Raw genomic sequence first — 25,241 nt, 5'->3', positions numbered from 1 at the left:
CCAAGAAACCGATACATAGAGGGCAAGGAGCTAAATTAGAAACACTCACTTTTTCTATTCTTAGTACCGCTTAGAGCTTAACCGAACCGTATTGCCTGTTATCCCACATTGCACCTACAGTTTTTTTTGGCTACTTTTGATCCAGTTGCACCGTGGAAGGGGTTCTTAGCTTCTACTGCTGATGCCTTGGGGAAAACTCAGTTAGCGCAGCAGTTAATGACTAATTATTATGCACGTTTAGCACAGTTGAAAGCTTCTATAAATCAGCGTCTGTTACCTACAGTTATATCGGTGGCTGAATTGCGTACTGATGGAGTTTTCCTACCTGAGGCGGCTTCTTTTGAGGGAGAGATATTTAAAGATGCTGGTATTCAACGTCCGCCAAATCAGTTACTCAGTTTTGAGACAAGCAACAAAATGCGCTTGGGAGGACGTTATGCTTTTCTTCCCATATCTGAGGAACTCTTGGGTGAAATTGATGGAGATATCCTATTTTTAGTCACCGAAGATATAAGGAGTCATCAAAATCCCAATTCAGAACTTCAAAAGTTGAAAGCATCTCCACTATGGTCTAAGTTAAAAGTCGTGCAGCACTCCTCAGTACATGAGGTTGGTTTTTATTGGCGTGGTATGGGCCCGATCTCGGCAAACCTGTTAATAGACGATTTATTCCGGTATTTGATTAAATCTATTAAACCAACAACTACTATGCCATAAGTGTCCCACAATCATTCGTGAACAACAAGATCCCCGACTTCTTCAAGAAGTCGGGGATCTGAGGCTGGTGATTTAAACGAAATTAAATAGGATTGCTATAGTGGTAAGGTGGGCACAGACGCTGACTCTGCCAGTCAAGAGAGATTGCGATCGCATAGGCAACGCCTACATGAGTTTTTGGTTGAGAGCGATTGCAAAAGGTGGATGAAGAATCAGCGTGATCATAGCAAGCGATCGCCTCTTCACCAATCCACTCATCCACCCTCGTGACATCTCACCCGTAAGTCTATAAATCATCATTAAAACGTACTTTAGACCCGCGTTTGGGACGTGACATAAATCACTTTCCTATTATTAATTATGCGCCAGAATAAAAACTGACTTCTAACCTGAACTGTACAGCACCAGGATACACAGAATTGAGGTTACTTGACATCCGCCTTATTCAATATATTTTAACCTATTTATTACAAATATATTAAATAAACCTATGTAAATTCTTGGTGGTTGCCCGAATTCAATCAACGACTGGCCAAATTCAATCAACGACTGCCCGAATTTAATATAGGAACTTAGTAAACTTGCTTTTATTAAACACGAAAGTGATCGCCTATTGAACCGATACAAAGCGTAGACGCTTCTTCGGCTTGTCGTCAGACATTGCACAAAAATTTATACCAATTACTCATAACTGTTCAACTGTTAAGTGCGATCGCGAAGCACTGAATTATCAGTTTGCTGCTCACTCATTGGCTTGCCTACTAGCCCGCACCACGATCGCGACTATTTTCAATGTAACGACGCAAAACTGAGTTAATCAGTGTTTTGTACTCTGCACCTTGTTCACGAAACCACGTTATCACTTCTGAATCTAACTCAATCAGGTCACAGGCTTGTGTTGCCGGAATCCTCAGCGTAGCATTTTCAAAAAACTCATCACTCAACGGTGGGATGTCTGAGTAATCAATATCCTCATCCTTCATCGCCTCTAATGCAGCCCAATCAGTACGTGAGGTATTGTTCAAGTCGTTGACACTTGTATCGGTTTGCCCTTCGTGCTGAGATAATGCGGACTATGTTGTTCTGTCGTTCTGTCCAAACTACAACCGCTACACCGTTGCCTAAAAAGCCGATTCCAATCCAGGGATCTTCGCCATCATCAAAACGCTCATCAAGCTCAATCAGCATGGAATTGTTAAACATTCCGGGGACATCTGCAAAATCAATTCGATGTTTACAAATATTTTCAAGATTCTTTGTTTCGTCTCACTCAAACTGCATGAAGGCTTAATGAACAATAGAGAAACAGTTAAGCCCATTATTGCTTATTTCAGAATTCCAAATTCAAGATGAAGTCTATGGTTGGCGAACATATTCACGCAGTTGAGAACGTAAACCATTAGTAATCATTGGAAAATTGTTGATTTCTTGAATAATAGAAGCCTCTGATCTTCCATTCTCCCTAAACTGTGTAACTACAGCCCTCGCAAGAGCTTCAACTCCGAACTTCGCAATTACACTTGAGATTGCTGCAATTAAGGTCAGAGCAACTGCACCACCAATCATTCCGAAAGGCCCGCCCAAAAAAGCTAATGAGGTTGTAATGGCTACAGCCCCCACGTAAGATGAAGTTGCAACAAGCCCAACTAAAACTAAACCAGCAACTCCGAGACCAGCTAACTTGTTCACTAGCTCATCCATAATGACTAACTCCGTAAAGCTATAGATAACTCTGTTGTTAGGATTCCCAAAAACAACTGGGCGAACCGCGCCCATTATTAGCAATTACGCTAGATTTTTCTTTATACTAAGTTACAGCGACATTGCAGCGCTTGCTTAAGTAAAGCTTGATATTCTTCATCTCCAACCCGATAAGCACCAAACCTCTCCAAATGAGGATTCATCATTTGGCCATCAAAAAACACAAATTTCCTCTGACGCAATCTTTCCACCAACTTGACCATTGCTACCTTTGAACCTTCGGGAATGCGGTAAAACATCGACTCTCCAATGAAAGCACCGCCAATAATAATCCCTAAAATTCCCCCTGCTAATTCGTCACCCTGCCAAGTTTCAAAACTATAAGCATAACCATTTTGGTAAAGTAGCCAGTAAATCTTTTGCAATTCCGGTGAAATCCAAGTTGTTTCACGGTTAGCACATCCAGCCACCACAGCTTGGAAGTCCCGATTAATCGCCACACTAAAACGCTCTTGATTGATGACACGCTGCAAAGACTTGGGGTAGCGAAACCGCTCATCCAAAGGAATAAAAGTCCGATCGCGACTTCCGTACCAACTCAGGCGATCGCGCTCATCAGCCATGAGAAAATAGCCTTGTGCATAACCCTCAACAATAGCGGCGATATCATATTGCATAAATTAAATATAAAAAAACACTCTTAGAAACGCACTTTGATGCTAACAGTCAACCTCAGCGTTCCTCTGCGTTTCCCTCCGCGTCCCTCTGCATTTAAAATAAAAAAAATGACTCAACCAATTCCACCCATCACCCTACCACCGCCTGAAAATCCGCTGCTCGAAGGTGAATGGTTACGAGAGCGTTTACAGCGGTGGCTAGATACAGAATTTATCCCCGAAGCAGTCAACCAAAATATTGCCCAACGAGCCGCACAAATTTTTGTGCGTCAACGGATGGAAGGAGAAAACGACCTTGGTTCTTTGGTAATTGCCATTGTCACAGAGATGCAGTCGTATGATTTTTCCAATAGCTTCTATGGAGAGTTTGCGATCGCCAACGCCGTCAGCGATCTACTCTTAGAAAGTCTGGGAATTGATAAATGTTGTGGTCAATAATTGTTGTCATTTGTCATTAGTCCTTTGTTATTTACCAATGACTAATGACTGTTGACTACCAACTAGACTTAACAACTCCAGGCAAAAGACCTTCATGCGCCCATTCCCGCAGCACATTCCGAGACAGTCCGAAATCGCGGTAAACACCTCTAGAACGACCAGTCAACCAGCAACGGTTGCGGTGGCGGGTGGGCGCACTATTCCGGGGTAGCTGTTGAATCTTCCGGTGGATTTCCAGCTTATCCAGGGGAGATTCTGCACTTCTGAACTCATCCAGAAGAGCTTCCCGCTTGTCAGCATACTTTTCTATCAACCTGGTGCGCTTTTTCTCGCGCTCAATCAAGCTCTTTTTTGCCATACAATTTTTAATTTATTTAAAGACACCATTCTTCATTCTACAGTCTCTCCATCAATTCTGGGGTTACTCGTGTCACTTACCCTACAACCACTGGCTTATTCGCAGCAGGGCACAAATCGGCAAGCTCACAAGCGACGCAGATGGGAGAGCGGGCTTTGCAAATCGCACGACCGTGATAAATCAGCCGAATTGACCAATTTTCCCAATCAGGCTGCGGCAATAAACCGATTAAATCTTGCTCAATCCGAACCGGGTCTTTTGCTTCAGTTAAACCCAAACGTTCGCACAGGCGCTTCACGTGAGTATCTACCGTCACCCCAGCATTAATGCCATAAGCATGAGCCAGAACTACATTTGCTGTCTTCCGCGCCACACCTGGAAGCTTTAACAACTGTTCCATTTGGTTGGGGACAACAGAGTTAAACTCAGTGACAATCATCCGACAAGCGGCTTGAATGTTCTTGGCTTTATTGCGATAAAACCCAGTTGAACGCACCAAGCTTTCTAATTCTACTAAGTCAGCGATCGCTAAACTAGCAGCATCAGGAAACTTACTAAATAAAGCTGGTGTCACTTTATTCACCCGCTCATCAGTACACTGAGCGGAAAGAATAGTTGCCACCAACAGTTGTACTGGCGTTGAGTAATTCAAAGAACAAGTAGCATCTGGATAAAGACGCTTCAGACGAGCTAAAATTTCTAGCGATCGTTGCTTTTTAGATAACGATTTGCAGGTAATGCTCACTGGAACAATTTTTGTACCCATTCCAATTGGCTAGTTAATTGGGTGGTTTCTTTGACTATCAAGAAAATTCCTAGTCCTAAGAGTAATACCAAACCTGTTTGCATTACACCTTCTTGAATCCGGGCAGGAACAGGCTTACCGCGCAAACCTTCAATCAGCAGAAAAGCGAGTTGTCCGCCATCCAAGGCTGGTAAAGGCAAAATATTGATAATAGCCAAGTTAATGCTGATAATTGCAGCAAAAGACAACAAGTTTACGGTATTGTCCTCAGCTAATTTTGCACCTATTTTGACAATATTAACTGGCCCAGAAACTTGTCCAGCAGTTTGTTGAAAGTTGGTAATTAACTGCCCAAAACCACTGAGTGTCCCAACAAATAATTGTTGAAACCGATTAGCAGCAATACCGAAAATTTCAAAAGGACTATTAGGACGGCGATAAACTGCTGTAGCATTTGGACTGAGTGCCACACCAACTACACCTTTGCCATCGGCTCCTAGTTTTGGTGTTAATTTCAGCGTTTGTTGTTGATTTTCACGCAGAATTTTCAGTTCGATTTGCTGATTGGGATGAGTTTGAATTTCTTTAGTCAGCAAAGGAGTTGACTTGTCAGAAGCCGGGAGTTCTTGACCGTTAACAGCCAGAATAATATCTCCTTCCCGAATTCCTGCTTGATAGGCAACAGATTCTTGATTAACAGGCTGTACAAGGACACCAGCTTGATAGTTTAATTCCTTGGGAATACCGACAATACCCAATTGCAGAGCCAGCACCAAATAGGCAAATATTAAATTTGCGATCACTCCGGCACTGATAACTATCGCCCGGTCTAAAACTGGACGGTTACGCAGCAGATTCGGGTCATTGGGTGGAACATCGCTATCGGGGTCATCATCGGGAAAGCCCACAAAGCCGCCTAAGGGAAAGGCGCGGATAGCATATTCGGTTTGTGAACCTTGGTACTTTAAAAGAACTGGGCCAAAACCCAAAGAAAAACGGTTAACCAGAATGCCTTGAGAACGGGCTGCAACAAAATGTCCCAACTCGTGTACCAAGATCAGAACAGCCAAGACTGCGATCGCTGCTAAAACTGACATAGAGTAAATTAGTGAAGATATTAAGCTATAGTTATCTCCATTCTAATTGGGCATTGGGTATTGGGCATTGGGCATTGGGCATTGGGCATATTTCATCCCTGGTTCTAACATCTAAAGTTTAGGACTTACGCAAAAAGGCAGTGAAAGCCTTGATTTTCCGTAGGGGCAATTCATGAATTGCCCCTAAATTTCGTACTTGATGCGTAAGTCCTAAAGTTAATAGGATGCCTTAGCGACAGCATAACGCACCATTTTTGTCTATATACTCCAAATCGGAAGTTTTGGTCAGATTGGTTTTTCTGTTAAAACAACAACGATAGTATTACCCACACAACATAAGAGGCGATTGGAAGCCAAAACAGCAAATCAACAATATAAAGTTACTGGAATTATATTGTTGGCTTTGAAATACGTTCTGGTAAGACTGGTTGCGAAATTTGCGGTACAACTGTTGACTTTTGAACTCTTTGTAAATTTTACAGCGATGGAAAACCCAACTTTTCTCCCTGCTGAAAGTAAGGTTGTAGCGCTTCTGGTATCCTCACCGTCCCATCAGGTTGTTGATAATTCTCCAAAATTGCTGCCATCGTCCGTCCTACCGCCAAACCCGAACCATTAAGGGTATGTACAAACTGGGTACCTTTCTTCCCCGCCTCCTTGAAGCGAATATCAGCCCGTCGTGCCTGGAAATCTATAGTATTGGAACAGCTAGAAATTTCGCGGTATTTGCCAGAAGAGGGCAACCAAACCTCTAAATCATAAGTTTTGGTCGAGGCAAATCCCAAATCCCCAGTACTTAAATTTACGACTCGGTAAGGCAACTGCAACGCCTGTAAAATTGCTTCTGCATTCCCCACCAATTTCTCCAGTTCATCAAAGGACGTACTGGGTTCGACAAATTTCACCATTTCTACCTTATTAAATTGATGCAGGCGAATTAATCCCCGCATATCGCGCCCATAACTACCAGCTTCGCGGCGAAAACAGGGAGTAAAAGCACAGTGGTAAATAGGCAAGTTTTCCGCAGCGAGAATTTCACCCCGGTAGAGATTTGTAACTGGAACCTCTGCCGTGGGAATCAGCCACAAATCGTCATCAGCACATTTAAAGCTTTCTTCAGCAAATTTGGGTAACTGACCGGTCGCCGTCAAAGACTCGGTATTCACTAACAGCGGCGGACTGACTTCCACATACCCAGCTTGAGTATGGAGAGCAAGCATAAATTGAATTAATGCCCTCTCCAATGCTGCACCAGCGCCTATCAATGTCACAAAGCGACTTTGGGCAACTTTTACAGCCCGCTCAACATTGAGAATACCTAGCTTTTCGCCTATTTCCCAGTGAGGGAGAATATTCAGATTTTGGGAAATGTACTTATCACCCCAACGGCGTACTTCTACGTTATCTTCCTCATTCTTTCCCAGGGGCGTAGAGTCGCTTGGTAAGTTGGGTAGTGCCAACATAAGTTGGGCAATTTCAGCTTTGAAGTTTTTTTCCTGGGGTTCCAGTTCGCTCAACGTAGCTTTGACAGAGTTACCTTCATCCCGCAAAGCTTGAATTTCTGGGTCTTGAGGATTGATCCCAGATTTAATCTTCTGCCCGACAATTTTACCGATTTCGTTGCTACGAGCTTGGAGTTGACTACGTGTCCCCTCTAGTTGCCGTTGTTGCCGATCTAATTGTAAAATCGGTTCAATGTCGTATTTACCACTACGACTGTTCAATCTTTCTTGAACTAATTGTGGATTTTCCCGTATTTGCTTGATATCCAACACAGATTTTTCTCAGTTTTTAGCCTAAATTCTTCCTGTCAATACAGTTAATACATAAGCATTTAGCATATAGTAAATTTGCTTTGCTGTAACTGGAAAAACAAAGTTTATTGGAAAAATTAGTCTCAATCTCTGATTAAGATTTTACCCTAGCATCACTGCCAGGGCTAAGAAACTACATAATGCATTTGACTAATCATGAATTCGGATCTTGAGTTACTGTCGTTTCAGTAACCTGAGCAAGACTCTGACCATTACCATTATTGTTATCAGCGGCTGCAAACGTCCGTTGAGTGATATTCGCTGGTTCCTTATCGTCTCTGTTTTGTCCAGGTGAAGGTAACCAGTATGCAAGCACACCTGATAAACCACCCCAGTAAAGCGCAATATTTTTTTCGTCCCCTGGCGAGCCAAGCTTGAAAATGCACAGCCCCAACACGACGCTACTAAAGAAAACCTGTACGCCAAATCTCCATACGTCTTGATTAAATTTCTGTGCTGGTTGATTTTTCATAGTGTCAAATTGGTTTTTCATGGTGTTAGACTTCCAAAAAAGGTACTTATCATCCCTGTGCTAGTTTTGGCATCACCTACTAGAGGCTTGTAGAGACGTGAAATTTCGCGTCTCTACAACAGGATTTTGATGACAAACCAACTAATCAAATTTAATGAAGGATTATAAGGATTATGTAGTTGTCTTCACACCCAGTTTTGTCCGTTTCGGAAAAGTATGATTAATTTCTTTTGACTCCTGAAAACTCAGCACTTAGGATTCATATTAGGGTCGGTTAATCCGATTCAGTAGCCAAAGTGACGCAATAAGCCCTGCAAAATGTGCTGAGACAGTGTTAGTGTTTGCCTGCACCACAAGCATATCTAGACCGCTAATAATCCGGGTGGGGTCAAAAAGTTGCGTAGTTATAGCTTGGGGAGATATGGATCTTGCTACCAGTGTCCCAACGATCGCTTGCGCCCCCAAAAGAGTTACCAGCGTTCCCCCTAAATTCACCCACAGCCCTAAGCGTAATACTTGCACAGTCTCGCTTTTGCGAGGGCGGTTGCTGGAATTGGAGGATTCCAACTGCTTGCCAATTCTAGTGTAACGGTAAGCTAAATAAATGCCTCCAGCCAAAATAACCAGTCCACAAATTGCTAAAAATACGCCAAAGCCAGTCCCAGGATTATTAGCAGGACTGCCAGTTCTTTGATTAAAGATGGCGAACAGCAGCACAATTATGCTAGAAACAACGCCTAGTACTAGCTGAATCCAGAAGCTAATCCAACCTGTAAGGCGAAAGGTTTGGGCAATCGCCCGGAGAGTTGAGGAAGATGATGGAGCATCGGGAGTCTGTGACATACTGTTCACCAATGTGCTGGGCGCTTTCAAAAGACACAAAAATACGCAGAGAAGTCTGAGCTAAAAGCCTCAAATCAGAACTTCCGGGGGACACGGAAAGCCTTGTTGAGAGGTATCGCACTTTGCGTCTCTCCCTTTGCTAGTCTTTGTGTCTTCTTTGATAAATTTACTATCACACTTGCCAAATAAGACAAGAGATTCTCTTGTCGAGGAAATCAGAAATAGTTAATGCTTAGGTGTGTCCATAGGCGTAGCAGCTTTAACCCATATGCCTTCTGCTTAAGCTTTTAGAATCTACATTGGTAAAATCATTGGAAAACAAAGTGTTTCTTAAGTTTTACAGACAAAATTGCATTTTACCTGTAAGATTTCTTCGATGGCATTTTATTGCTTAAGCAGTTCTAACCAGTTCGGCATCACTTAATACTAAGATAGTGACTTCGCCACTGTCTGTTTGCTCCTCACCACACCGGATCGAGCTTGGGTAGGGGTACAGTATTTTGTGCCCCTAAAACTCGCAAACTCGTCCCACAACTTCACAGACGTGGGTAATCATTTGGTGTTTACGCTTTGGAAATCTAGTCTAAGTAGCTTTATATATATTACTCACTTAGCAGTAGCACTGTATACTGACTACAAGGAATATAGACCTTACCCTAAGGCATTTTTTTAGCCATTCATTAACCATGAAACTTGAGGATATATATCAATTTTTTGAGAATCCTCCGCCAACTTACCTTTGTCAGGAAGTAGCAGTTTGTTACATACTGTCTGTTTTGTTACAAAGTGAATCCTACGGAACTGAGTTGATTGAGCGATTAGAAACTGAATATTCCACCTATAGGCTTTCGGATACCGTACTTTATAGTGCAATCAAATTTCTGGAAGACCAAAAGGCAATCACTGGATATTGGAAGAAACTCGAAGGACGAGGACGCCCCAGGCGGATGTACCAAGTTTTTCCAGGATGGCAAGTTCAAGCACAGGATTTAGCTTTTCTTTGGCAAGACTACATCAACAGAAGGACAAAGTAACGAATAATTGATAATGAATAAGTCTCCTCCAGTCAATCAATTTTGGATTTTGGATTTCCGATTTTGGATTGACCCCGACCACAAGGGTATGGGGCTTGAGGATTTTAAATTGAGAATTTTGGATTTGTTCCGCCCACGTACTCCTACGGAGAAGCAAGCTAGCAAGAGCGGCACGAAGTGCGGGGCGGGGCATGAACCAAAAAATCTTTTATCTAAAATCTTTTATCTAAAATTCGTAGTCAAACACTAACAATTAGTTATGGATACTGCTATTCTGCCATCTACGTTCCTGCTTACCTTGTTGTTATCGGTTGGGCTGTTTTTCTTTATTCGTGCCTCGACTAAAGACCGCATAGAAACAGCGCAACTGGTATCGGAACAAGACGAAGCGGCTTTAATGTCTCAATTAAAAGAGTATTTTCGCTCACGGTCTTACCGAGTGGCAACGGTAGACCGAGTACAAAACAAAGTGACTTTTGAAGGTTTTGTTCGCCCCAGTTGGTTCTTAGCTATATTTTTAACTCTGCTGGCAGCGACTGGTGTTGTTTGTCTATCACTAGTCGTTTCTCTGCTTTTTCCTAACCTCAGTACCCTTGTTCTGGCTATGGTACTCCTGTCGCCTTTAACTGGTCTATTTTATTGGAAAAAATCTGGAAGACTTGAGAAGGTGTCGCTCAAAGTAGAAACAACTCAGAGCGAACAAACCTCCTCAAGTAAGATCACTGTAGTTGCCCATCGAGATGAACTCAGTGAGTTACAGAGAACTCTACAGCTCAAGGCTGGTGAATAATTGTTGGTTTGGGTGACCATTTCTTAACTATGATATGCAGATTTTTCACCTAACCCACTTTTTAGGCAATGGAAAGTAGTCAGGAGGAAATCAAGACTTCTGCTTTGTCAGTTTTCCCCACGACACAAGTCGTGGGGAAAAATTTAAATTCATCAACTTAAATTTGTTGACAGAGCTTCCTTAACAATTTACGGCATAAGAGCGCAACTTCACTAGCGCTTTTGGACGCGCTTGGCTCTATACCCACTCCCTTCTGCATCATGACACTAGCATCAACCCATGCAATTTAGCGTGGTTTGAGACAAGTTGACTTTCCAACTACTTGGACTAGGCTTAAAAAGCAAATCAGCTCCAAACTAAAAAAAAATTAAATTTTGCATAAACTTAGCAATTTTGCCAGTTAATGATAGTCAGGAGCCACATTCAATGCGTAAGATGACCATTTCTGGTTCACCGAGTAGCTAAAGCCAGAGGTTCTTGACCTGGCGAAGGTTCTAACACCCTCAAGCTAGGAAACAAGAAATGGTTTTCCTCTACGTATTGAGCACCAAAGAGTCCCTTTTCTGCCCAGAAATAACGATCTGTGGTGTGTTCGTTTCGCTTTACGAGTAGCAACGCCGGTGGCAAAATACCTTCAGCTTGAATGAATCTTCTCGCTGCTGTCACAGGTTTTTCTTCGCCACTTTCGATGCTATATTGAGGCACATGTTCCAAAATCCGCCGTCCTTCCTGACGACGACGACTTTTCCTTTTGCGTCTCCTTGCCAATCTATTGTCCTCCTCTTTCAAGCTATAGATTGTAGTGATAGCTACAAAATCCGTCGCCATTATATAAGTTCTAGTTCAAAATATCAATAGCTTTTAACCTTTTAATGCAAGAAAATTAATATCTTTGAAGAGAGAGAAAACAAAACCACCTAAGGATATAATCCCTTGGTAGTAACCATCACTAAGAAGATTTTAGTTAAGCTTTATAAAATGAGTGAGGTAAAAACTAAGTATCCTCTCTTAATATCATGCCTCAAAATCTGTAATCTTGAGCAAAAGCTAAAAAATGTTAATGTCTGCCAGTTCCGATTTTCTGGCTCTGTGTCGAGAGCAAATAGCGCTGCTAACCCAAGGGCTGGGAGCAACTTTAAGTATTGTGTACCTAACACAAGAGTTGGTAGAGACTCCCTCAGGTGAGGCCAAACTGATTCCTGTGGTAATTTACCCAGAAACAGCATTATTACCGCCAGGGGAGGAGACTGCTGAAGCGACAGTACACAAGCAACTTCAAGTTGGAAATGTGCTTACATTACCCAATGCTCAGAGAAAGTTATTGACAGCAGGAGCAGAATCTCCAACCTCGTCACAGGAGTCTGAAAGACCAGACGCATCTCAACCCCATCTAAAAGAAGAATACCTACTTAGTGGTAATCAAATTGTTTTACCTCTGGTTTATGAGGGTGTGATGATGGGGTTACTGGTGACGGGTAGGCAAGACCGGGCATGGAATGAACATGAGGAAAGTCAGATTCAACGGATAGCTCAAACACTGGCGATCGCTTGTATTTTAGATCAGCGGCGGGCATGGTTTGAGCAGCAGTTGCGTGAGCAACAAATTCTCCAAGAAAAACAGCGGGATTTACTGGATAACCTGTTGCATCAGTTTCGCAACCCTTTAACGGCGTTGCGGACTTTTGGCAAACTGCTATTGAAACGGTTCCGGCCAGTAGACGCCAACCGAGATGTGGCAAATAGTATTGTGCGGGAAAGCGATCGCCTCCAAGAATTGCTGCAACAATTTGAGCAAGTAATTGACTTGACAGAGGCAGATTTAGCACCACTACATCTGGCGGAAAGTAAAGTATTTGTGGAAGCAACTGTCCAAAAATCCGCTAAACCGCCGCTATTATTGCCGGGAACGGGAGATAAAGCAGTTGACTGCTCGTTAGCAGATATATTGGAACCATTATTAATATCAGCTAAAGCAATCGCCCAAGAGCGAAAGCTAAAACTAATAACTGAAATTCAACAGAATTCACCCCTAGTCCGTGCCAACATCAAAGCATTACGAGAGGTCTTAACTAACATCATCGATAATGCTTTAAAATATACCCCTACTGGGGGCAAAATTTTGATTCAGGCGGGGCAAAAAAAAGCTAATTTTCAGGGAATTGTGATCAGTGACAACGGGCCTGGCATTCCACCCGAAGATTTAGAGCATCTTGGAGAACGCCATTATCGGGGTGTACAAGCGCAAACAGAAATCCCCGGAACAGGTTTGGGGTTAGCGATCGCTAAACAATTAATAGAGCAAATGCAGGGCGAAATCGAGGTTTTCAGCCCTGCAATCAACTCTAAGCTAACTTCACCCGATGCGCCGGGGACTACGTTTATTATTTGGTTACCGGAAGTTGAAAACTAAAAGTTAGGAGTCATTCAATTTTGGATTTTAGACTTCGGCTACGCTCAGTCGAACGATTTTAGATTTTATATTTTTTCTTCAATTCCATTTTCCAAAATTCAAAATCTAAAATTGACAGAGTTAGGAGTTTTTAATTAAAAAGTCGTTTCAATTCACCACTCATCGCTCATAACTCCTCACTCCTGACTATCTAAGTGAAACCAACAAGTTTTGATTAATCGTCATTTGTAAATCAGTATTTGGGTCAATGGCGATTAAGTCAACACTCTTCTTACCGAAGAACAGACCAACCAACGCACCGATACCAGCGCCACCCAAGACTTCTTCTGTGGCAATGGCGCGATCGCCAGTGACAACTGATATCGCAGTTGCTGCACCCGCGCCCAATACAGTATTCTTGATAATCGAACCAGTACTAATACCCTTCTTGACGGTTTCAGTTTTGGTAATAACTTCAGAAGTAGCGTTGAGTTGATACTCCTGACCATTGGTCAAAACCAGTTTCTGGGCAACGAATTGAGAACCGCCTGTAGCAGGTTTGAGTTGACCAATAACCTGACTACCAGCAGGAATCACTACAGAAGATCCGTCTTGCGTAACCACGTTTTGGGATACAGTCAATGTCAAAGGCGCTGTTTCATCCTTTGTAACCAGAATTTTTTCAGCCTTGTCATACTTCACAGGAATAGCAGTCCCTTGGGCAATTGTGACTGATACAGGTGTTGGGGTAGTAGATCCGACAGCCACGACATAGGGCGAGTTAATTGCTGAGGCTTGATTAGAACTAACCAATGCTTGGTAAATAAAAGCTGCTACCTGGGCGCGAGTGGCGGTTGCAGTTGGATTCAGGAACTTCACATTCGGATAGTTCACCACAATTTGCTTTTGTGTTGCTGCTGCGATCGGGCTACGGGCATAGCTAGCGATGTTAGAGGCATCATTGAAGTATTGCAGAGTGCTTTCGGTATTGCCGCTGGGACTATATTCCAGACCGTTAGCCAAAGAAACTAAAACCTGCTGGCGGGGAATAGCTTGGTTCGGTTCAAAACGATTTCCAGGATAACCAGATAAGAAACCAATGGCGTAAGCTTGCCCAATTGCACTGGATGCCCAATAGTTGCTTGGCACATCAGTAAAATTGATTGCCTGCCGTTGCTGTGTTTTTTGGAATGCTTGGTTGACCATCGCGGCAAATTGAGCGCGTGTCACCGGTTCTTCAGGGCGGAAGCTACCATCAGGAAATCCGGCAATTACACCTCGCTGTGACAATTGTTGAATAAATTGTGCCGCCCAATAGTTAGATGAAACATCAGAAAAAGTAGTTTGAGCTAAAGATGGCGAAGCTGTAATGAAAGGCGCTACAGTACCCACTGTGACGCTTAAAGCCATGAGTGCAGCTGTTCTAGATTGCCAACGATTTAAAGTAAACATTAATTTTTAAATCCGGGAAAATTAGTTTTTTTACTGTTAAATAATTAGACAATTTACTGAAGTATTAGGTTCCCAATTTTTTCTGTTTTTTGTAAAGACTATTACCTAAGTAATACAGTCATAATCCCAAAATTTCTGTCAAACGAACTAGGTAATAGCAATAGTGTAATCACCCTATTACCTCTGAGCGCAATTAAATAAGTATTCCAATAAATATCGATGCTGAGTAAGACGATATAGAGGTAGAATGGTTGCTGTTAAATAAAATTTTTTATAGTTAAAAATGAAGGCGATCGCCCACTATAGTTAAAGTGGCGATCGCCTATCAGGGGTGATTAAAGTCACGACTTGAATTGAGTTAAATCTAGTAGCGGGATTGTGGTACTAAATTCTAACTTTAATTTAGTGTGAGCCTTAAATCCTGTGCAGTTCTAAGGACAATAGCAGTCCCTTGGGGAAATATGACTCATACAGGTGTTGGGATAATAGACCCGACAGCCACGATATAGGGCAGTCAATTGCTGAGGTTTGACACGACATAGGGCGAGTTAATTGCTGAGGCTTGATTAGAACTAACCAATGCTTGGTAAATAAAAGCTGCTACCTGGGCGCGAGTGGCGGTTGCAGTTGGATTCAGGAACTTCACATTCGGATAGTTCACCACAATTTGCTTTTGTGTTGCTGCTGCGATCGGGCTACGGGCATAGCTAGCGATGTTAGAGGCATCATTGAAGTATTGCAGAGTGCTTTCGGTATTGCCGCTGGGACTATATTCCAGACCGTTAGCCAAAGAAACTAAAACCTGCTGGCGGGGAATAGCTTGGTTCGGTTCAAAACGATTTCCAGGATAACCAGATAAGAAACCAATGGCGTAAGCTTGCCCAATTGCACTGGATGCCCAATAGTTGCTTGGCACATCAGTAAAATTGATTGCCTGCCGTTGCTGTGTTTTTTGGAATGCTTGGTTGACCATCGCGGCAAATTGAGCGCGTGTCACCGGTTCTTCAGGGCGGAAGCTACCATCAGGAAATCCGGCAATTACACCTCGCTGTGACAATTGTTGAATAAATTGTGCCGCCCAATAGTTAGATGAAACATCAGAAAAAGTAGTTTGAGCCAAAGATAGCGGGGAGCATCCCACTTTGATGAGTTTACCTTGTAAACGATAAGTCACTTGCCCACAAACAAAACCTGCCGACTTAGGCTCTACATAAGTCCGCGTTGGCGGATTTTGTTTATCTAACCGCGATTTCCAATCGCCAGATATTTTTTCTAGAGTGGAATGCTTACTTAAAAACTCGGAGTCTGCAACAATATCGTGAGATCCCTTAACATTTACTTTAGAACTATTGATGTAGATATTATAATCATAAATAACGTTTTTATTTTGATGATCGTCATTGTTAATATCCTTGCCAGGAAAAGCATAGAGAATGTTCCTTGAAATTTTGACATCTGATGACCCACGGGCAAATATTTGTCCACTTTTAATTTCTGGACTCTGATTATTTAAAACAGCTGTGTTATTGACGATATCAACATGATCACTTAAAAATGTATGAATACCTGAACCACCATTATTAAATGTCAAATTGTTTTGAATTAAAGTCCGTCCTACATATGCATCCAAATTTGGGTTCTGATCATTTCTGGAAGTATCGATAATAATGCCATTACCATCTGTGATCTTTCCCACCGCAATCCAAGGGATGTACATGCGATTGTTATATACCTTGTTATTGGTCACGAACATCTTGTATGCCCGGTTGGTGTCAGAATTCCAATTGCTCCCCATCGAAATACCACTGCAACCATAAACACCATACCAGGCATTATTGAACACAGTGTTATTATCCACCTTCACATAATCAGACTGCAATGCTCCGATACCTGCTCCTCCACAGTCATGCACTTTGTTGTTTAGAATACGGATATGATGAACATGACCATTGGCTCGTCCGTCAATGTTTATGCAGTTTCCGCTTGTAAGTGGATTTGATCCGTTAGTCTTCTGACTTAATGCATAATCAAGGGTTATATTGGCATTGTTTCCTATAACTTCCAGCCCGTTGATCTCGATATATGAAGCTCCACTTGAAATCAGGATACCGTTCCATGTATTGTGTTTAATTTTTGGGTAATGCCCAGGATATGCTTTATACCTAATCCATGCATTTGCAGTTCCAGAACGTTTAATACTTATTACACTCGGAGCTTTAGCTAAATTTGTGTATACTCCGTTCATAATCAATACTGTATCGCCAGGGTTAGTTAGGTCTGCTGCCTTTTGAATTGTCCTAAAGGCGGATGAAGTAGAGAGTCCACTATTTGTGTCGTTTCCCTCACCACTAACATAATATGTTTTCGGAGTCGCCTGAGTGCTGATTAGTTCGTGGTTGGGTAGGATGATTTCCTTGTTAGTGGATACTTGACGGGCGTTTTCAACTAAAGATACTTTTATCCTTTCTCCTTGAGCCAAAAGACTTAATACTAGGGGAATTGCAAGATATGTGCTTAAACTGAAACCTGGAATTACCACAGGAAAAGGCTCCTTTATTGCTACTATTTAACAAAAATATCAGGATATTTCCTAATTTGGAATACTCTTTTGAATAGAAAATACAATAGAGCCGACTTTCCTAGCTCCTCCCATAGCGCAATTAAATAAATATTCCAATAAATATCGATGCTGAGTAAGACGATATAGAGGCAGAATGGTTGCTGTTAAATAAAATTTTTTATAGTTAAAAATGAAGGCGATCGCCCACTATAGTTAAAGTGGCGATCGCCTATCAGGGATGATTAAAGTCACGACTTGAATTGAGTTAAATCTAGTTGCGGGATTGTGGTACTAAACTCAAGTTAGAATTCAGTGTGAGTCTCAAATCCTCTGTGGGTCTGAGGACAAAAGCATTTACTTGTTTTTTCCGCAATAGGACACTCGCACCCGCACCCGCAGCTGCGCCGAGAACAGGTTTTAAATCGTCAATTCTGTTGTTGCCAGTAATTAGTGAACCTAAAACACCAGCACCTCCACCAATAGCTGCATCAGTTAAAACCTGATTTGTGCTTGGTCCCCGTGAAACTCTTTGAGTTGTAGTATATGTCCGAGAACTTGCATTAATCGACTGACGCTGACCATTGGAAAATTCTAATTCTTGAGCTACAAACCGCACGCCTTTTCCTTGGTTTTGATCTGTATCTCTTGAATAATTATCTAAGTCAACAGGTTCTAGCCGTCCATTTACTTTAGTACCAGCACGAATTAAGACATTTCTATTACTGTCGAGAATGTCATTGGCTATTCTCAAGGTTAGAGATTTACTTTCCCCAGGAGCAATAGTAATTGTCTCTTTTTCGTAGGTGACAGGAAAAGCAACCCCAGAAGGAATGGTAACGTTTCCGTATTGCCCAGTTCTATATTGCCCAAGTCTGTATTGTGCATTAGCAGGAGCAAAGCCCAATAGGGGGCTAATGACGGTTGTAGTAACTGCTATTGCCATAAGTGCAGCAGTTCCAGATTTCCATTGATATAGGCGAGTCATAAGAGGGTTGTCCTTTGTGTATGTGATGTATGTAATGACGGTGATTCACTGAGTTTGTTTCTGACTGTTTTTAAACCTGTCTATAGGCGTATTCCGAAGATAAAAGTACTTATTATGATGAGGAGTCTGTGCGATCGCGACGCCAAATAGCCCACACTTCGACAAGCTCAGTGACCATCGTAGACATCGCTCCTCAGAATTTGTATCCTGCTAATGTGCGTCACTAAAATCAGAGGCGAGATATTTATATGACGTAAATGAGTATCATCTTGTTCCAAAATGCTGTTTTATTACTTATGTCCACATATCTAAGCCATTGAATAGAGGCGAATGTGCCTAACTGCGAACTCTTACTTTTATTCTAGATTGATTTGCTAGGACTTGGGAAATATTTTCGTTTTCTTAACGAATGATTTACTTGTGGGACTGAGAGATCAACTATCTGCTATATGTGTATTTAAGATTGCTGCTGACGCTGTTTAATCTCTGCGATCGGTAATCACAAAGTATCTTCTATTTGCTGTCGCACTTTACGGCTAACATAACAATCGCTATTGAGGCAATCTACCAATAATTTATTGGCATCATAATACTGCTGAAGCAATTCCTTTTGCTCGTTACTGAACTGCCAATCATGACCAATATTGCGATGTTTAATCATTACTAGTCTTAATTCTTCACACCAAGTCTTCCCATTAGCTAACCACCATTTCTGAGATTCTTCCGAGTCTTGTCTGCTTGGTAGTTGATCTCGAAGTTTTTGCAGCAAATTCTTGAGTTTTGGGTCGAGGGATCGGGGGAGGTCAAGGGATCGGGAGAGGTAAAGGTCGAGGGATCGGTCGAGGTCGAGGGAGAGGTAAAGGTCGAGGGATCGGTCGAGGTCGAGGGAGAGGTCGAGGGATTGGAAGAGGGAGCGGGAGAGGGAGCGGAAGAGGGAGCGGGAGAGGGAGAGGGAGCGAGAGAGGGAGCGGAAGAGGGAGCGGGAGAGGGAGAGGGAGCGAGAGAGGGAGCGAGAGAGGGAGCGGGAGAGCGAGCGGGAGAGCGAGCGGGAGAGGGAGAGGTAGTAGGCTCTAAGTGCAGCTGGTTTGTAAGAAACCTTAACGGAAAGAGATTTTTCTTTTACCCACAGAAGAAACTCCTGCAACCTCTGATCATCAGCCACTATAAAATCAATTTTCTCTTTGATCAACAGCAATAACTGATCTGCATTTGGCGACATTCCAACCGCAAGTAAAAAGACTTCCCGCCAGCGTTTCTCAGTGATGTGGCTAACAATATTTTGCAACGCTTCTTTTGATAATTGTCTCACAATCACAAATTCTCTTGCTGTGAAATACTCATGAAATGTGAGGTGAGAAAATGAGTAAATCCCTTTTGCCCTTGCTACAACTAGTCCATGATGATGTTCAATTGAACGCAAAACTTGCTCACTGTCAACTTGCAATGCTTCTTCGTCAGTATTAGCATCGGGTAAATTGCGGATGTATTCTGTAATGTATTGTTCTGCTACTTTCTGCTTGAAGAAATATTCACTTCCCTCAAAGGTAGTCAACGCCATTTTGCTGAGTAAATCTTCTTTGCGTTGAACTGATAGCTTTTTATAAATTTGATCGCGTTGAATTCCCCGCTTGGCATCCCATTTTTTCAATAACGCATCTAGTCCTTCTTTATATAACTCAGAACGATTTGTAGGAAAATCCCCTGACTCTTCAAATGCTAAACAAAGTAACGTCAGCAGTAGTGGACTAACGGCAAGTTCTTTGATGCGTTTATTTTCGTTGAGACGTTTGATAAAAGTTTCTAATTTTACAGCTTTATCCTTAAACCAGTTATTAGTAAAGTTGAAAATTTGGTCATCGTCAAAATCAGCAACTTCCACCTCTGTAAACTTTTCAAAGGTATACTCTTTTGCTGCAATCCGGCAGGTCATGACAAACTGATTTTTTGGGAAACAATCGGAAAATTCACGAATATCTTTTAATACACGGTTACTATCCTCTTCTCTAATTTCATCCAACCCATCGAGTAAAACTAATGCCTTGCCATAGGTTAGTACATCTCGGATAGAAGAGATAGGATTCATCGTATCTTCAGTGATGTGTTCCAATAATCCAGGTTTGTTTGCAGCTTCCGCAAAGTTTTTGAGGGTGACAAAAATAGGTACACGTTCAGCCTGAAACTCACCTCCAATACACTGAATTGCCAAATACTTCAAAAATGTAGTTTTACCTGCTCCTGGTTTACCCAATATCATCAACTTGGAATATTTCTCAACCGCCTCTAGTCCTGGCAGTTTTGCAGTGATCCTCGCCAGTGTAAAGCGGTCAAAATCCTCTTTTGTACATTCTTGCAATAATTCATTAATTCCTAACCGTTGCTGTCCAGTGATTTTCTCTAATATATTGACGCTGGTATAAATGTCATTCAACCTAATGGGCTGAGTCATATCTAGCACCCGCATTGTGCCGCAGCGTTCTTGAATGCTAGATTTTAACTTTTCGCGCACCTCTTGCATGATCGCATCAATATCAAGATCAATGCTGTTGTTTTGATTTACCTCTGGTTCACTAACTGGTTCAGCAATTATTTCTTCCCACTCTAAATCTAGTCTGTCGCAAATCTGGACAAAGAGATTGCGGTCAACAGGTTTACCTGTAAAGAATTTTCCGATCGGCTGTCGAGTAATTCCTAAATCTTCAGCTAATGCCTTTTGAGTTAAGGAACAGCCGATCAAAGCTCTTTTTGCTTTTTGGATACCTTCTGGAGAACTGCAAAGCGATCGCCCGGCCATAAGCTAACCACTACACTTTTGCTGATTCTAACTGCCAATTTAGCAATTCATCCTCATCGCATACACAAGTTATTCATATCACAAGCCTATATTTAAGCTTACAACAACCACTCGCCTGTAAAGCTAGGGATGTAGTGATTCAAACGATTTGGGGGTACTTCAATGTTATCCAAGAAATTTCCTTTTAGGGATGAAGTATTAGCTACTGTAATGCTGATTACGGTGATTGGTTCTCTAGCTCTTGCAGTTATCGACGAGAAGAGTCGCCCTCAATTTCTAGATTTAACAAAATTCGCTATAGGTACATATATTGAACTGTTGATACCTCGGTCAAGGTCAAGCGATGTCTAGGACGGGCTACGCCTACGCAACTAGCCAAACTAAAATTATGTCTTGGCGACTTAAAGTCGGACAACCATAAAAACGAAACCCGCGCTGACGGGTTTTAATTTTTTATTATCCACAAAAAGCGATCAGCTAAAATAATTCCCAGCTAGCGGGCTTCTGGAAGCAATCACTTGGGCATTAAACCGCAGAGGCGCTGAGAAAAAACAAGAGATTTTACGAGTCACCTTGAAAGGGTTAGTGCTATCAATTTTTGATGCGATCGCAGCAATTCTTGTGCTGGGTTAAAATTTATTCACTTGCCATCAATAAGTATGAAATATGGAGTATGTAGCAGTTCTCAATTGCGTGGAATATTGGAGCCAGTTCTATGGGCAGGTTTAACAGACTTGAGTACGACTGGCGTACCGTTCGTAGGGCTTTCCATAGGCTACGAGAACCGCTATAAACCTCATATTAGAGTCGGAAAATTCCCTAGTGAAATTATATCCTTAAGGGCGAACAGGAGCAGCTGTTCTTACCACCAAAGCTCTTAATATTTCTTCTCCAAGAATTTTTTCCGATATATCATGTATATCCCTAGCAGGAATAGACCCGCTACTAGCGGAGGTTCGGGTATGCTTTTGAATTTGGCATAAATAGCTGTTCTAGTTGTGGCTCCTTCAAGAGCATTAATACTTATCTGGGGAATGTCTGGATTAAATCCAGTTAGCTCAAGCGTGTATTTATTGCCTTCAAAGGTGAAACTGCGATTACTCAAATTTGTGTCTATAAATACATAGTCTGCATTATCTTCAGCATTTGTTGGGTCATTAGGTGTATTTATTAGACCCAACTTGAAATCAAAAACTTCGCTGATTCCAGTGGGAGGGTTGAAGGATAAATTGAGATTTAAAGGTACAAACCCAACGCTTGTACTTTTAAGTACTGTTCCGTTAAAGTAAGTTAAATCAGCTATTTTGAATGCAGAGTTAATGTCAGTTGAAAATGAACTTCCATCCAATGTAAGTTTATTTGAGCCTGTTATTTTACACCCACTAGGAGTATTTGAACTTGCTGGACACACATTAGGATCACCCCAAATAAATGTGTTGCTTCCCACACCTGTGTATATTGGTTTGGTATCTATACTTTCTGGAGTGGGGTTTCCCCATGTGCCACTAGAGATACCAGAAAAAGTCACAGCATGTGCTTGACCAGAGAAACCAAATCCTGTGGTCGCACTCACAAAAAAACTAGATATAGTAGTCGCAAAAACCAAACTTAGTTTCATAACTTAGGTTTCAATTCTCATTTTCGAGCTTTTTCAACTAGGTTTCCAGTCTACGGTAGTAAATTTACGGAAAATACGCTCATATATTATTGTAGTTTTTATAAAATATTTATATATTTATATATCTTATTCAAAAAATTATATACATTAAGCTTGCTTTATAAGCTGTGAAAATATTTTAGCACTTTGTAATTAGTAAACTGTTAGCGATCGCTATCTTACTTGGTTCGCTGATTAATTGTCAAGTTGATATCAAGCTACTATTCTTTGACCAGAAACAAAAAGGTACAAGCCCCTAAATTTATTTATGGGGTTCAAAATGTTTGACTTTTGACTTTTGACTTCCCCGTTCGTGTAGCGTCTCCAAGAGTTGGGGCTGACACTCCCTGCCTATTGGGACGCTAATCAGGTTCATCCTCAAGGGTTTTCGGCATCTGCTTTATAACTTTGACAAAATCTCTGGCAACAACTGACTAGGAACTTTAGATAAAGCCAGATTTTGTCCCTGTATCCCTAATTCATTATGAAAAGCACGAATAGTTTTCACCACATAAGTGAAGGTTGTTTGATAAGCCTCTGGTTGTTTACTTAATCCGTTTAAGGCTTGCAAATGGTTATCTAATGCTACTTCTAAGTGTTGGGAACGTGTTGCTTTGTCGCCATTAAAAGACTTATCTATTACTAGCTGATAATGTGCCAGTCCCAGGTTATTAGAAGAAGCAAGCAAATCAAAACTTAAAGAAGTACTGCTAAGTGAGTGAGCCAAGGCTATAGCCTCTTCGTAAGCGCTGATACATAGTTGTAGATACTTTTGCCGTGCCTCTTCAGTTATCTGAGATAGGTTTGCTAGATGCCAGTAGGCAGTACCAAGATTATTTTGTGTAGCGGCGCAGGCACTGGGAACATTAGCTGGAGTGCGATACTTGAGAGCTTCGCTATAGACATCTATCGCTAGCTGGAGATTTTGGGCTGGTTGTTCATATTGTGCCAAATTCCAACAAGCAGTACCGATGTTGTTTTGAATCATACCATACTTAAGCGGTTCCTGTTCGGGGTTGTAGTGTACAAGTGCTTCGTTGTAAGCTGCGATCGCTTTCTTTAAATGTATAATCGGTTGATTGTATTGCCCTAGATGCCAGTAAGCAGTACCCAAATTGTTCTGGCAAGCCGCATACTTTAAGGAGTCCATATCGGCTGTACGGTAGCGAAGTGCTTCACTGTAAGCTAAAATTGCCTCCTGCCAATTTTCAGATGGGTGAGAAAAACGAGCTAAATCACCATAGGCTGTCCCCAAATTATTTTGCACGCGAGCGTAAGTTTCCGGATGTGTCTGGGGCGAAATCATATTTAACGCCAACTGATAAAATTCTATTGCCTGCTCTATATAAGTTTGTCCTTCCTCAGAATTGGGTGGTGTGCGGTAAAGCATCCAGTAGAGTGTACCCAAGTCATTCAAGATATCTGGGAGTTGCGGTGAGGTTTCGTCATAGCTAATTGCCTCCTGATAGGCAATAATTGCCACCATCAGGTTTTCTAGGGTTGACTCTCCTTGCTCAATGCGAAGGCGGTATAAGGTGCCCAAGCGATGATAAGCTTCTGCCAGTACCTCACCTGGAACTTGCTTTTGGTGTAATTCTTCAATCTCCAACAAAATCTGTTGCAGTTGTAAGTAATCCTCCGTATTTTGAGCAATGTCGGTGTTTATTGTTGCTATTATTAGCTCCGTTAACTCGCTGCTAATATAAGATAAAGACGACAGCGATTGATTATTACTCCCACTACCAGACCTATTAGTAGATTCCTGCTGTTGTGGTGCAGCCTTCAATAAATCTGCTGTTGACGGCGAAACTTCCTGGGTTTTATATACGCCATTCCTTTGTATCTCTGCTGGAAACTCAGAATTATTCTCAAACTTTAACTCGGTGGCTGCGGTTTTGAGTTCCGCTTGGTTAACTGATTCATCTAGAATCGATTGCTCAATATTCCCTAAATCCAAGCTTCCAGAACGTGAAAAACTTTCTGGATAGCCCAAATTCTGAGTCGCTGGTGTGGGTTCTCCAGCAAACACAAATACGCCAGTTCGGCAACGCCAAAACTGTGGTGCTGATTGCTTGATAGCAGATAACCAAGGACGCGGTATCCACAACAGCAAGTTAGATTCTAGGAATCGGCTGGATTCTTGTGTAGAGAAATATTCTTCGCTTAAGCGGAGATAGTGCAAAAATAACCGTTGTGTTGCCACTGGTTGCTTGGTGAGATGCTCCACACCTACAATCTGAAATGCTGGGACTGGAAAAGGTCTTCTTGGCGTATCTTTTGATGCCCTAACAATTGGCGGTGGATAATTAGCCAACCATTGATTTATCTGGATTATGGGATTGGGATCGTTTAAATTCAAACGCAATGTGACTAATCGCGGATAAGCTGAAGTGCTATTTTCATGAGAATTTGATGGCTGATATAGTACCTGTCCAACAGGATAAGCCAATGTAGAGTGCAAACGGGCTGCTACCTGATTTCTTAAGTGTAAATCATCACATACTGCTAAAAAAAATTGTCGTCGTAAGCCAAGACTTAGGGCAAGTTTCAGGCGGTGGTATACTTGCCGATTCCAAGTAGAATTATTGTTGTGTGCAGGATCATTCACGCTCATAGCGGCTAAAGAGCCAAGACACAGTATATATCACCTTTATGGGTGGATCCAAGTGGACTAAACTCATAATGAAAATGGTTTTTAAGTGGATGTTATGCGGCTTTGAA

The 25,241-nt window shown here is 41.9% G+C and carries 22 protein-coding genes and 2 pseudogenes; 6 read left to right on the top strand and 18 right to left on the bottom strand.

What is annotated here, in order from left to right; translation table 11 throughout:
• Positions 1–108 precede the first annotated feature (108 nt).
• The gene (locus tag V7K49_RS03115; protein WP_335204465.1) at positions 109–717 is read left to right on the top strand and encodes an ABC transporter substrate-binding protein; all 609 of its coding nucleotides are present in this window, start codon (positions 109–111) and stop codon (positions 715–717) included.
• Positions 718–799: 82 nt separating this feature from the next.
• Here V7K49_RS03115 and V7K49_RS03110 read toward each other — a convergent pair whose 3' ends face one another.
• From V7K49_RS03110 to aat, 5 genes and pseudogenes are all read right to left on the bottom strand, one after another.
• On the bottom strand, positions 800–979 hold the full coding sequence (locus V7K49_RS03110) for a hypothetical protein (protein ID WP_334864956.1): 180 nt from the start codon (positions 977–979) through the stop codon (positions 800–802).
• A 499-nt stretch (positions 980–1,478) separates the two neighbouring features.
• On the bottom strand, positions 1,479–1,742 hold the full coding sequence (locus V7K49_RS03105) for a BrnA antitoxin family protein (RefSeq protein WP_335204464.1): 264 nt from the start codon (positions 1,740–1,742) through the stop codon (positions 1,479–1,481).
• Positions 1,720–1,971 (bottom strand): annotated as a pseudogene (locus tag V7K49_RS03100) (BrnT family toxin); the annotation flags it as partial. The pseudogene V7K49_RS03100 and the gene V7K49_RS03105, both read right to left, overlap by 23 nt.
• Positions 1,972–2,073: 102 nt before the next feature.
• Complete coding sequence (locus V7K49_RS03095) at positions 2,074–2,418, bottom strand: hypothetical protein (protein WP_335204463.1); 345 nt, start codon at positions 2,416–2,418, stop codon at positions 2,074–2,076.
• 101 nt (positions 2,419–2,519) lie between these two features.
• Entirely contained in the window at positions 2,520–3,095 is a 576-nt protein-coding gene (aat, locus tag V7K49_RS03090; RefSeq protein ID WP_335204462.1) for a leucyl/phenylalanyl-tRNA--protein transferase, read from the bottom strand.
• A gap of 108 nt (positions 3,096–3,203) precedes the next feature.
• Between aat and V7K49_RS03085 the strand changes: the two genes are divergently transcribed.
• Positions 3,204–3,533, top strand: coding sequence for a hypothetical protein (locus V7K49_RS03085; protein WP_012410384.1), 330 nt, complete (start codon positions 3,204–3,206; stop codon positions 3,531–3,533).
• Between the two features lie 55 nt (positions 3,534–3,588).
• On the opposite strand, the gene rpsN is transcribed toward V7K49_RS03085, so the two are convergent.
• The 6 genes from rpsN to V7K49_RS03055 all read right to left on the bottom strand — a co-directional run bounded on the left by rpsN (position 3,589) and on the right by V7K49_RS03055 (position 8,862).
• A complete protein-coding gene (rpsN, locus tag V7K49_RS03080) occupies positions 3,589–3,891 on the bottom strand; it encodes a 30S ribosomal protein S14 (protein WP_298913413.1) in 303 nt (100 codons plus the stop codon).
• A 76-nt stretch (positions 3,892–3,967) separates the two neighbouring features.
• A complete protein-coding gene (gene nth, locus V7K49_RS03075) occupies positions 3,968–4,657 on the bottom strand; it encodes an endonuclease III (RefSeq protein WP_335204461.1) in 690 nt (229 codons plus the stop codon).
• A complete protein-coding gene (gene rseP, locus V7K49_RS03070; protein WP_334864967.1) occupies positions 4,633–5,733 on the bottom strand; it encodes an RIP metalloprotease RseP in 1,101 nt (366 codons plus the stop codon). The genes nth and rseP overlap by 25 nt, the downstream gene beginning before the upstream one ends.
• Before the next feature lie 476 nt (positions 5,734–6,209).
• On the bottom strand, positions 6,210–7,508 hold the full coding sequence (gene serS / locus V7K49_RS03065; RefSeq protein WP_334864969.1) for a serine--tRNA ligase: 1,299 nt from the start codon (positions 7,506–7,508) through the stop codon (positions 6,210–6,212).
• Positions 7,509–7,701: 193 nt separating this feature from the next.
• Entirely contained in the window at positions 7,702–8,040 is a 339-nt protein-coding gene (locus V7K49_RS03060; protein WP_334725840.1) for a hypothetical protein, read from the bottom strand.
• A gap of 243 nt (positions 8,041–8,283) precedes the next feature.
• The gene (locus V7K49_RS03055; protein WP_273762028.1) at positions 8,284–8,862 is read right to left on the bottom strand and encodes a DUF3611 family protein; all 579 of its coding nucleotides are present in this window, start codon (positions 8,860–8,862) and stop codon (positions 8,284–8,286) included.
• 686 nt (positions 8,863–9,548) lie between these two features.
• Between V7K49_RS03055 and V7K49_RS03050 the strand changes: the two genes are divergently transcribed.
• Both V7K49_RS03050 and V7K49_RS03045 read left to right on the top strand, forming a co-directional pair.
• The gene (locus V7K49_RS03050; protein ID WP_334796634.1) at positions 9,549–9,896 is read left to right on the top strand and encodes a PadR family transcriptional regulator; all 348 of its coding nucleotides are present in this window, start codon (positions 9,549–9,551) and stop codon (positions 9,894–9,896) included.
• A gap of 259 nt (positions 9,897–10,155) precedes the next feature.
• Positions 10,156–10,686: a cofactor assembly of complex C subunit B gene (locus V7K49_RS03045; protein ID WP_334796637.1), complete on the top strand. Its 531-nt coding sequence runs from the start codon at positions 10,156–10,158 to the stop codon at positions 10,684–10,686.
• A gap of 450 nt (positions 10,687–11,136) precedes the next feature.
• Here the strand turns inward: V7K49_RS03045 and V7K49_RS03040 are convergent, their stop codons facing one another.
• On the bottom strand, positions 11,137–11,454 hold the full coding sequence (locus V7K49_RS03040; RefSeq protein ID WP_273769574.1) for a DUF3155 domain-containing protein: 318 nt from the start codon (positions 11,452–11,454) through the stop codon (positions 11,137–11,139).
• 286 nt (positions 11,455–11,740) lie between these two features.
• On the opposite strand from V7K49_RS03040, the gene V7K49_RS03035 reads away from it, so the two are divergent.
• Entirely contained in the window at positions 11,741–13,096 is a 1,356-nt protein-coding gene (locus tag V7K49_RS03035) for a GAF domain-containing sensor histidine kinase (RefSeq protein WP_335204460.1), read from the top strand.
• Positions 13,097–13,282: 186 nt separating this feature from the next.
• Here the strand turns inward: V7K49_RS03035 and V7K49_RS03030 are convergent, their stop codons facing one another.
• From V7K49_RS03030 to V7K49_RS03015, 4 genes and pseudogenes are all read right to left on the bottom strand, one after another.
• Positions 13,283–14,527 (bottom strand): S-layer homology domain-containing protein, encoded by a 1,245-nt coding sequence (locus V7K49_RS03030; protein WP_335204459.1) that lies wholly within the window; start codon positions 14,525–14,527, stop codon positions 13,283–13,285.
• 529 nt (positions 14,528–15,056) lie between these two features.
• Positions 15,057–15,701 (bottom strand): annotated as a pseudogene (locus V7K49_RS03025) (S-layer homology domain-containing protein); the annotation flags it as partial.
• Positions 15,702–17,358: 1,657 nt separating this feature from the next.
• On the bottom strand, positions 17,359–18,072 hold the full coding sequence (locus tag V7K49_RS03020; RefSeq protein WP_335204458.1) for a conjugal transfer protein TrbI: 714 nt from the start codon (positions 18,070–18,072) through the stop codon (positions 17,359–17,361).
• A 499-nt stretch (positions 18,073–18,571) separates the two neighbouring features.
• The gene (locus V7K49_RS03015; RefSeq protein ID WP_335204457.1) at positions 18,572–20,863 is read right to left on the bottom strand and encodes an NACHT domain-containing NTPase; all 2,292 of its coding nucleotides are present in this window, start codon (positions 20,861–20,863) and stop codon (positions 18,572–18,574) included.
• 162 nt (positions 20,864–21,025) lie between these two features.
• Here V7K49_RS03015 and V7K49_RS03010 point away from each other — a divergent pair, with 162 nt between their 5' ends.
• Positions 21,026–21,214 carry a hypothetical protein gene (locus tag V7K49_RS03010; RefSeq protein ID WP_335204456.1) on the top strand — a complete coding sequence of 63 codons (189 nt, stop codon included), beginning with the start codon at positions 21,026–21,028 and terminating at the stop codon, positions 21,212–21,214.
• Positions 21,215–21,740: 526 nt separating this feature from the next.
• On the opposite strand, the gene V7K49_RS03005 is transcribed toward V7K49_RS03010, so the two are convergent.
• Both V7K49_RS03005 and V7K49_RS03000 read right to left on the bottom strand, forming a co-directional pair.
• Complete coding sequence (locus V7K49_RS03005; protein WP_335204455.1) at positions 21,741–22,481, bottom strand: choice-of-anchor K domain-containing protein; 741 nt, start codon at positions 22,479–22,481, stop codon at positions 21,741–21,743.
• Between the two features lie 439 nt (positions 22,482–22,920).
• A complete protein-coding gene (locus tag V7K49_RS03000; RefSeq protein ID WP_335204454.1) occupies positions 22,921–25,134 on the bottom strand; it encodes a tetratricopeptide repeat protein in 2,214 nt (737 codons plus the stop codon).
• Positions 25,135–25,241: the final 107 nt, after the last annotated feature.

The organism is Nostoc sp. (assembly GCF_036919675.1).
Lineage (GTDB): Bacteria > Cyanobacteriota > Cyanobacteriia > Cyanobacteriales > Nostocaceae > Nostoc.
The sequence above is the reverse complement of the archived record's forward strand: the minus strand, read 5'-3'. Positions and strand labels throughout refer to the sequence as shown.

Bases quoted from the DNA above. Each gene is read 5' to 3' on its own strand.
- V7K49_RS03050 (WP_334796634.1), top strand. From the start codon at position 9,549: ATGAAACTTGAGGATATATATCAATTTTTTGAGAATCCTCCGCCAACT.
- V7K49_RS03015 (WP_335204457.1), bottom strand. From the start codon at position 20,863: ATGGCCGGGCGATCGCTTTGCAGTTCTCCAGAAGGTATCCAAAAAGCA.
- V7K49_RS03010 (WP_335204456.1), top strand. From the start codon at position 21,026: ATGTTATCCAAGAAATTTCCTTTTAGGGATGAAGTATTAGCTACTGTA.
- V7K49_RS03060 (WP_334725840.1), bottom strand. From the start codon at position 8,040: ATGAAAAACCAATTTGACACTATGAAAAATCAACCAGCACAGAAATTT.
- rpsN (WP_298913413.1), bottom strand. From the start codon at position 3,891: ATGGCAAAAAAGAGCTTGATTGAGCGCGAGAAAAAGCGCACCAGGTTG.
- rseP (WP_334864967.1), bottom strand. From the start codon at position 5,733: ATGTCAGTTTTAGCAGCGATCGCAGTCTTGGCTGTTCTGATCTTGGTA.
- V7K49_RS03095 (WP_335204463.1), bottom strand. From the start codon at position 2,418: ATGGATGAGCTAGTGAACAAGTTAGCTGGTCTCGGAGTTGCTGGTTTA.
- V7K49_RS03055 (WP_273762028.1), bottom strand. From the start codon at position 8,862: ATGTCACAGACTCCCGATGCTCCATCATCTTCCTCAACTCTCCGGGCG.
- aat (WP_335204462.1), bottom strand. From the start codon at position 3,095: ATGCAATATGATATCGCCGCTATTGTTGAGGGTTATGCACAAGGCTAT.
- V7K49_RS03035 (WP_335204460.1), top strand. From the start codon at position 11,741: ATGTTAATGTCTGCCAGTTCCGATTTTCTGGCTCTGTGTCGAGAGCAA.
- V7K49_RS03045 (WP_334796637.1), top strand. From the start codon at position 10,156: ATGGATACTGCTATTCTGCCATCTACGTTCCTGCTTACCTTGTTGTTA.
- V7K49_RS03005 (WP_335204455.1), bottom strand. From the start codon at position 22,481: ATGAAACTAAGTTTGGTTTTTGCGACTACTATATCTAGTTTTTTTGTG.
- V7K49_RS03000 (WP_335204454.1), bottom strand. From the start codon at position 25,134: ATGAGCGTGAATGATCCTGCACACAACAATAATTCTACTTGGAATCGG.
- V7K49_RS03085 (WP_012410384.1), top strand. From the start codon at position 3,204: ATGACTCAACCAATTCCACCCATCACCCTACCACCGCCTGAAAATCCG.
- V7K49_RS03020 (WP_335204458.1), bottom strand. From the start codon at position 18,072: ATGACTCGCCTATATCAATGGAAATCTGGAACTGCTGCACTTATGGCA.
- V7K49_RS03030 (WP_335204459.1), bottom strand. From the start codon at position 14,527: ATGTTTACTTTAAATCGTTGGCAATCTAGAACAGCTGCACTCATGGCT.
- nth (WP_335204461.1), bottom strand. From the start codon at position 4,657: ATGGGTACAAAAATTGTTCCAGTGAGCATTACCTGCAAATCGTTATCT.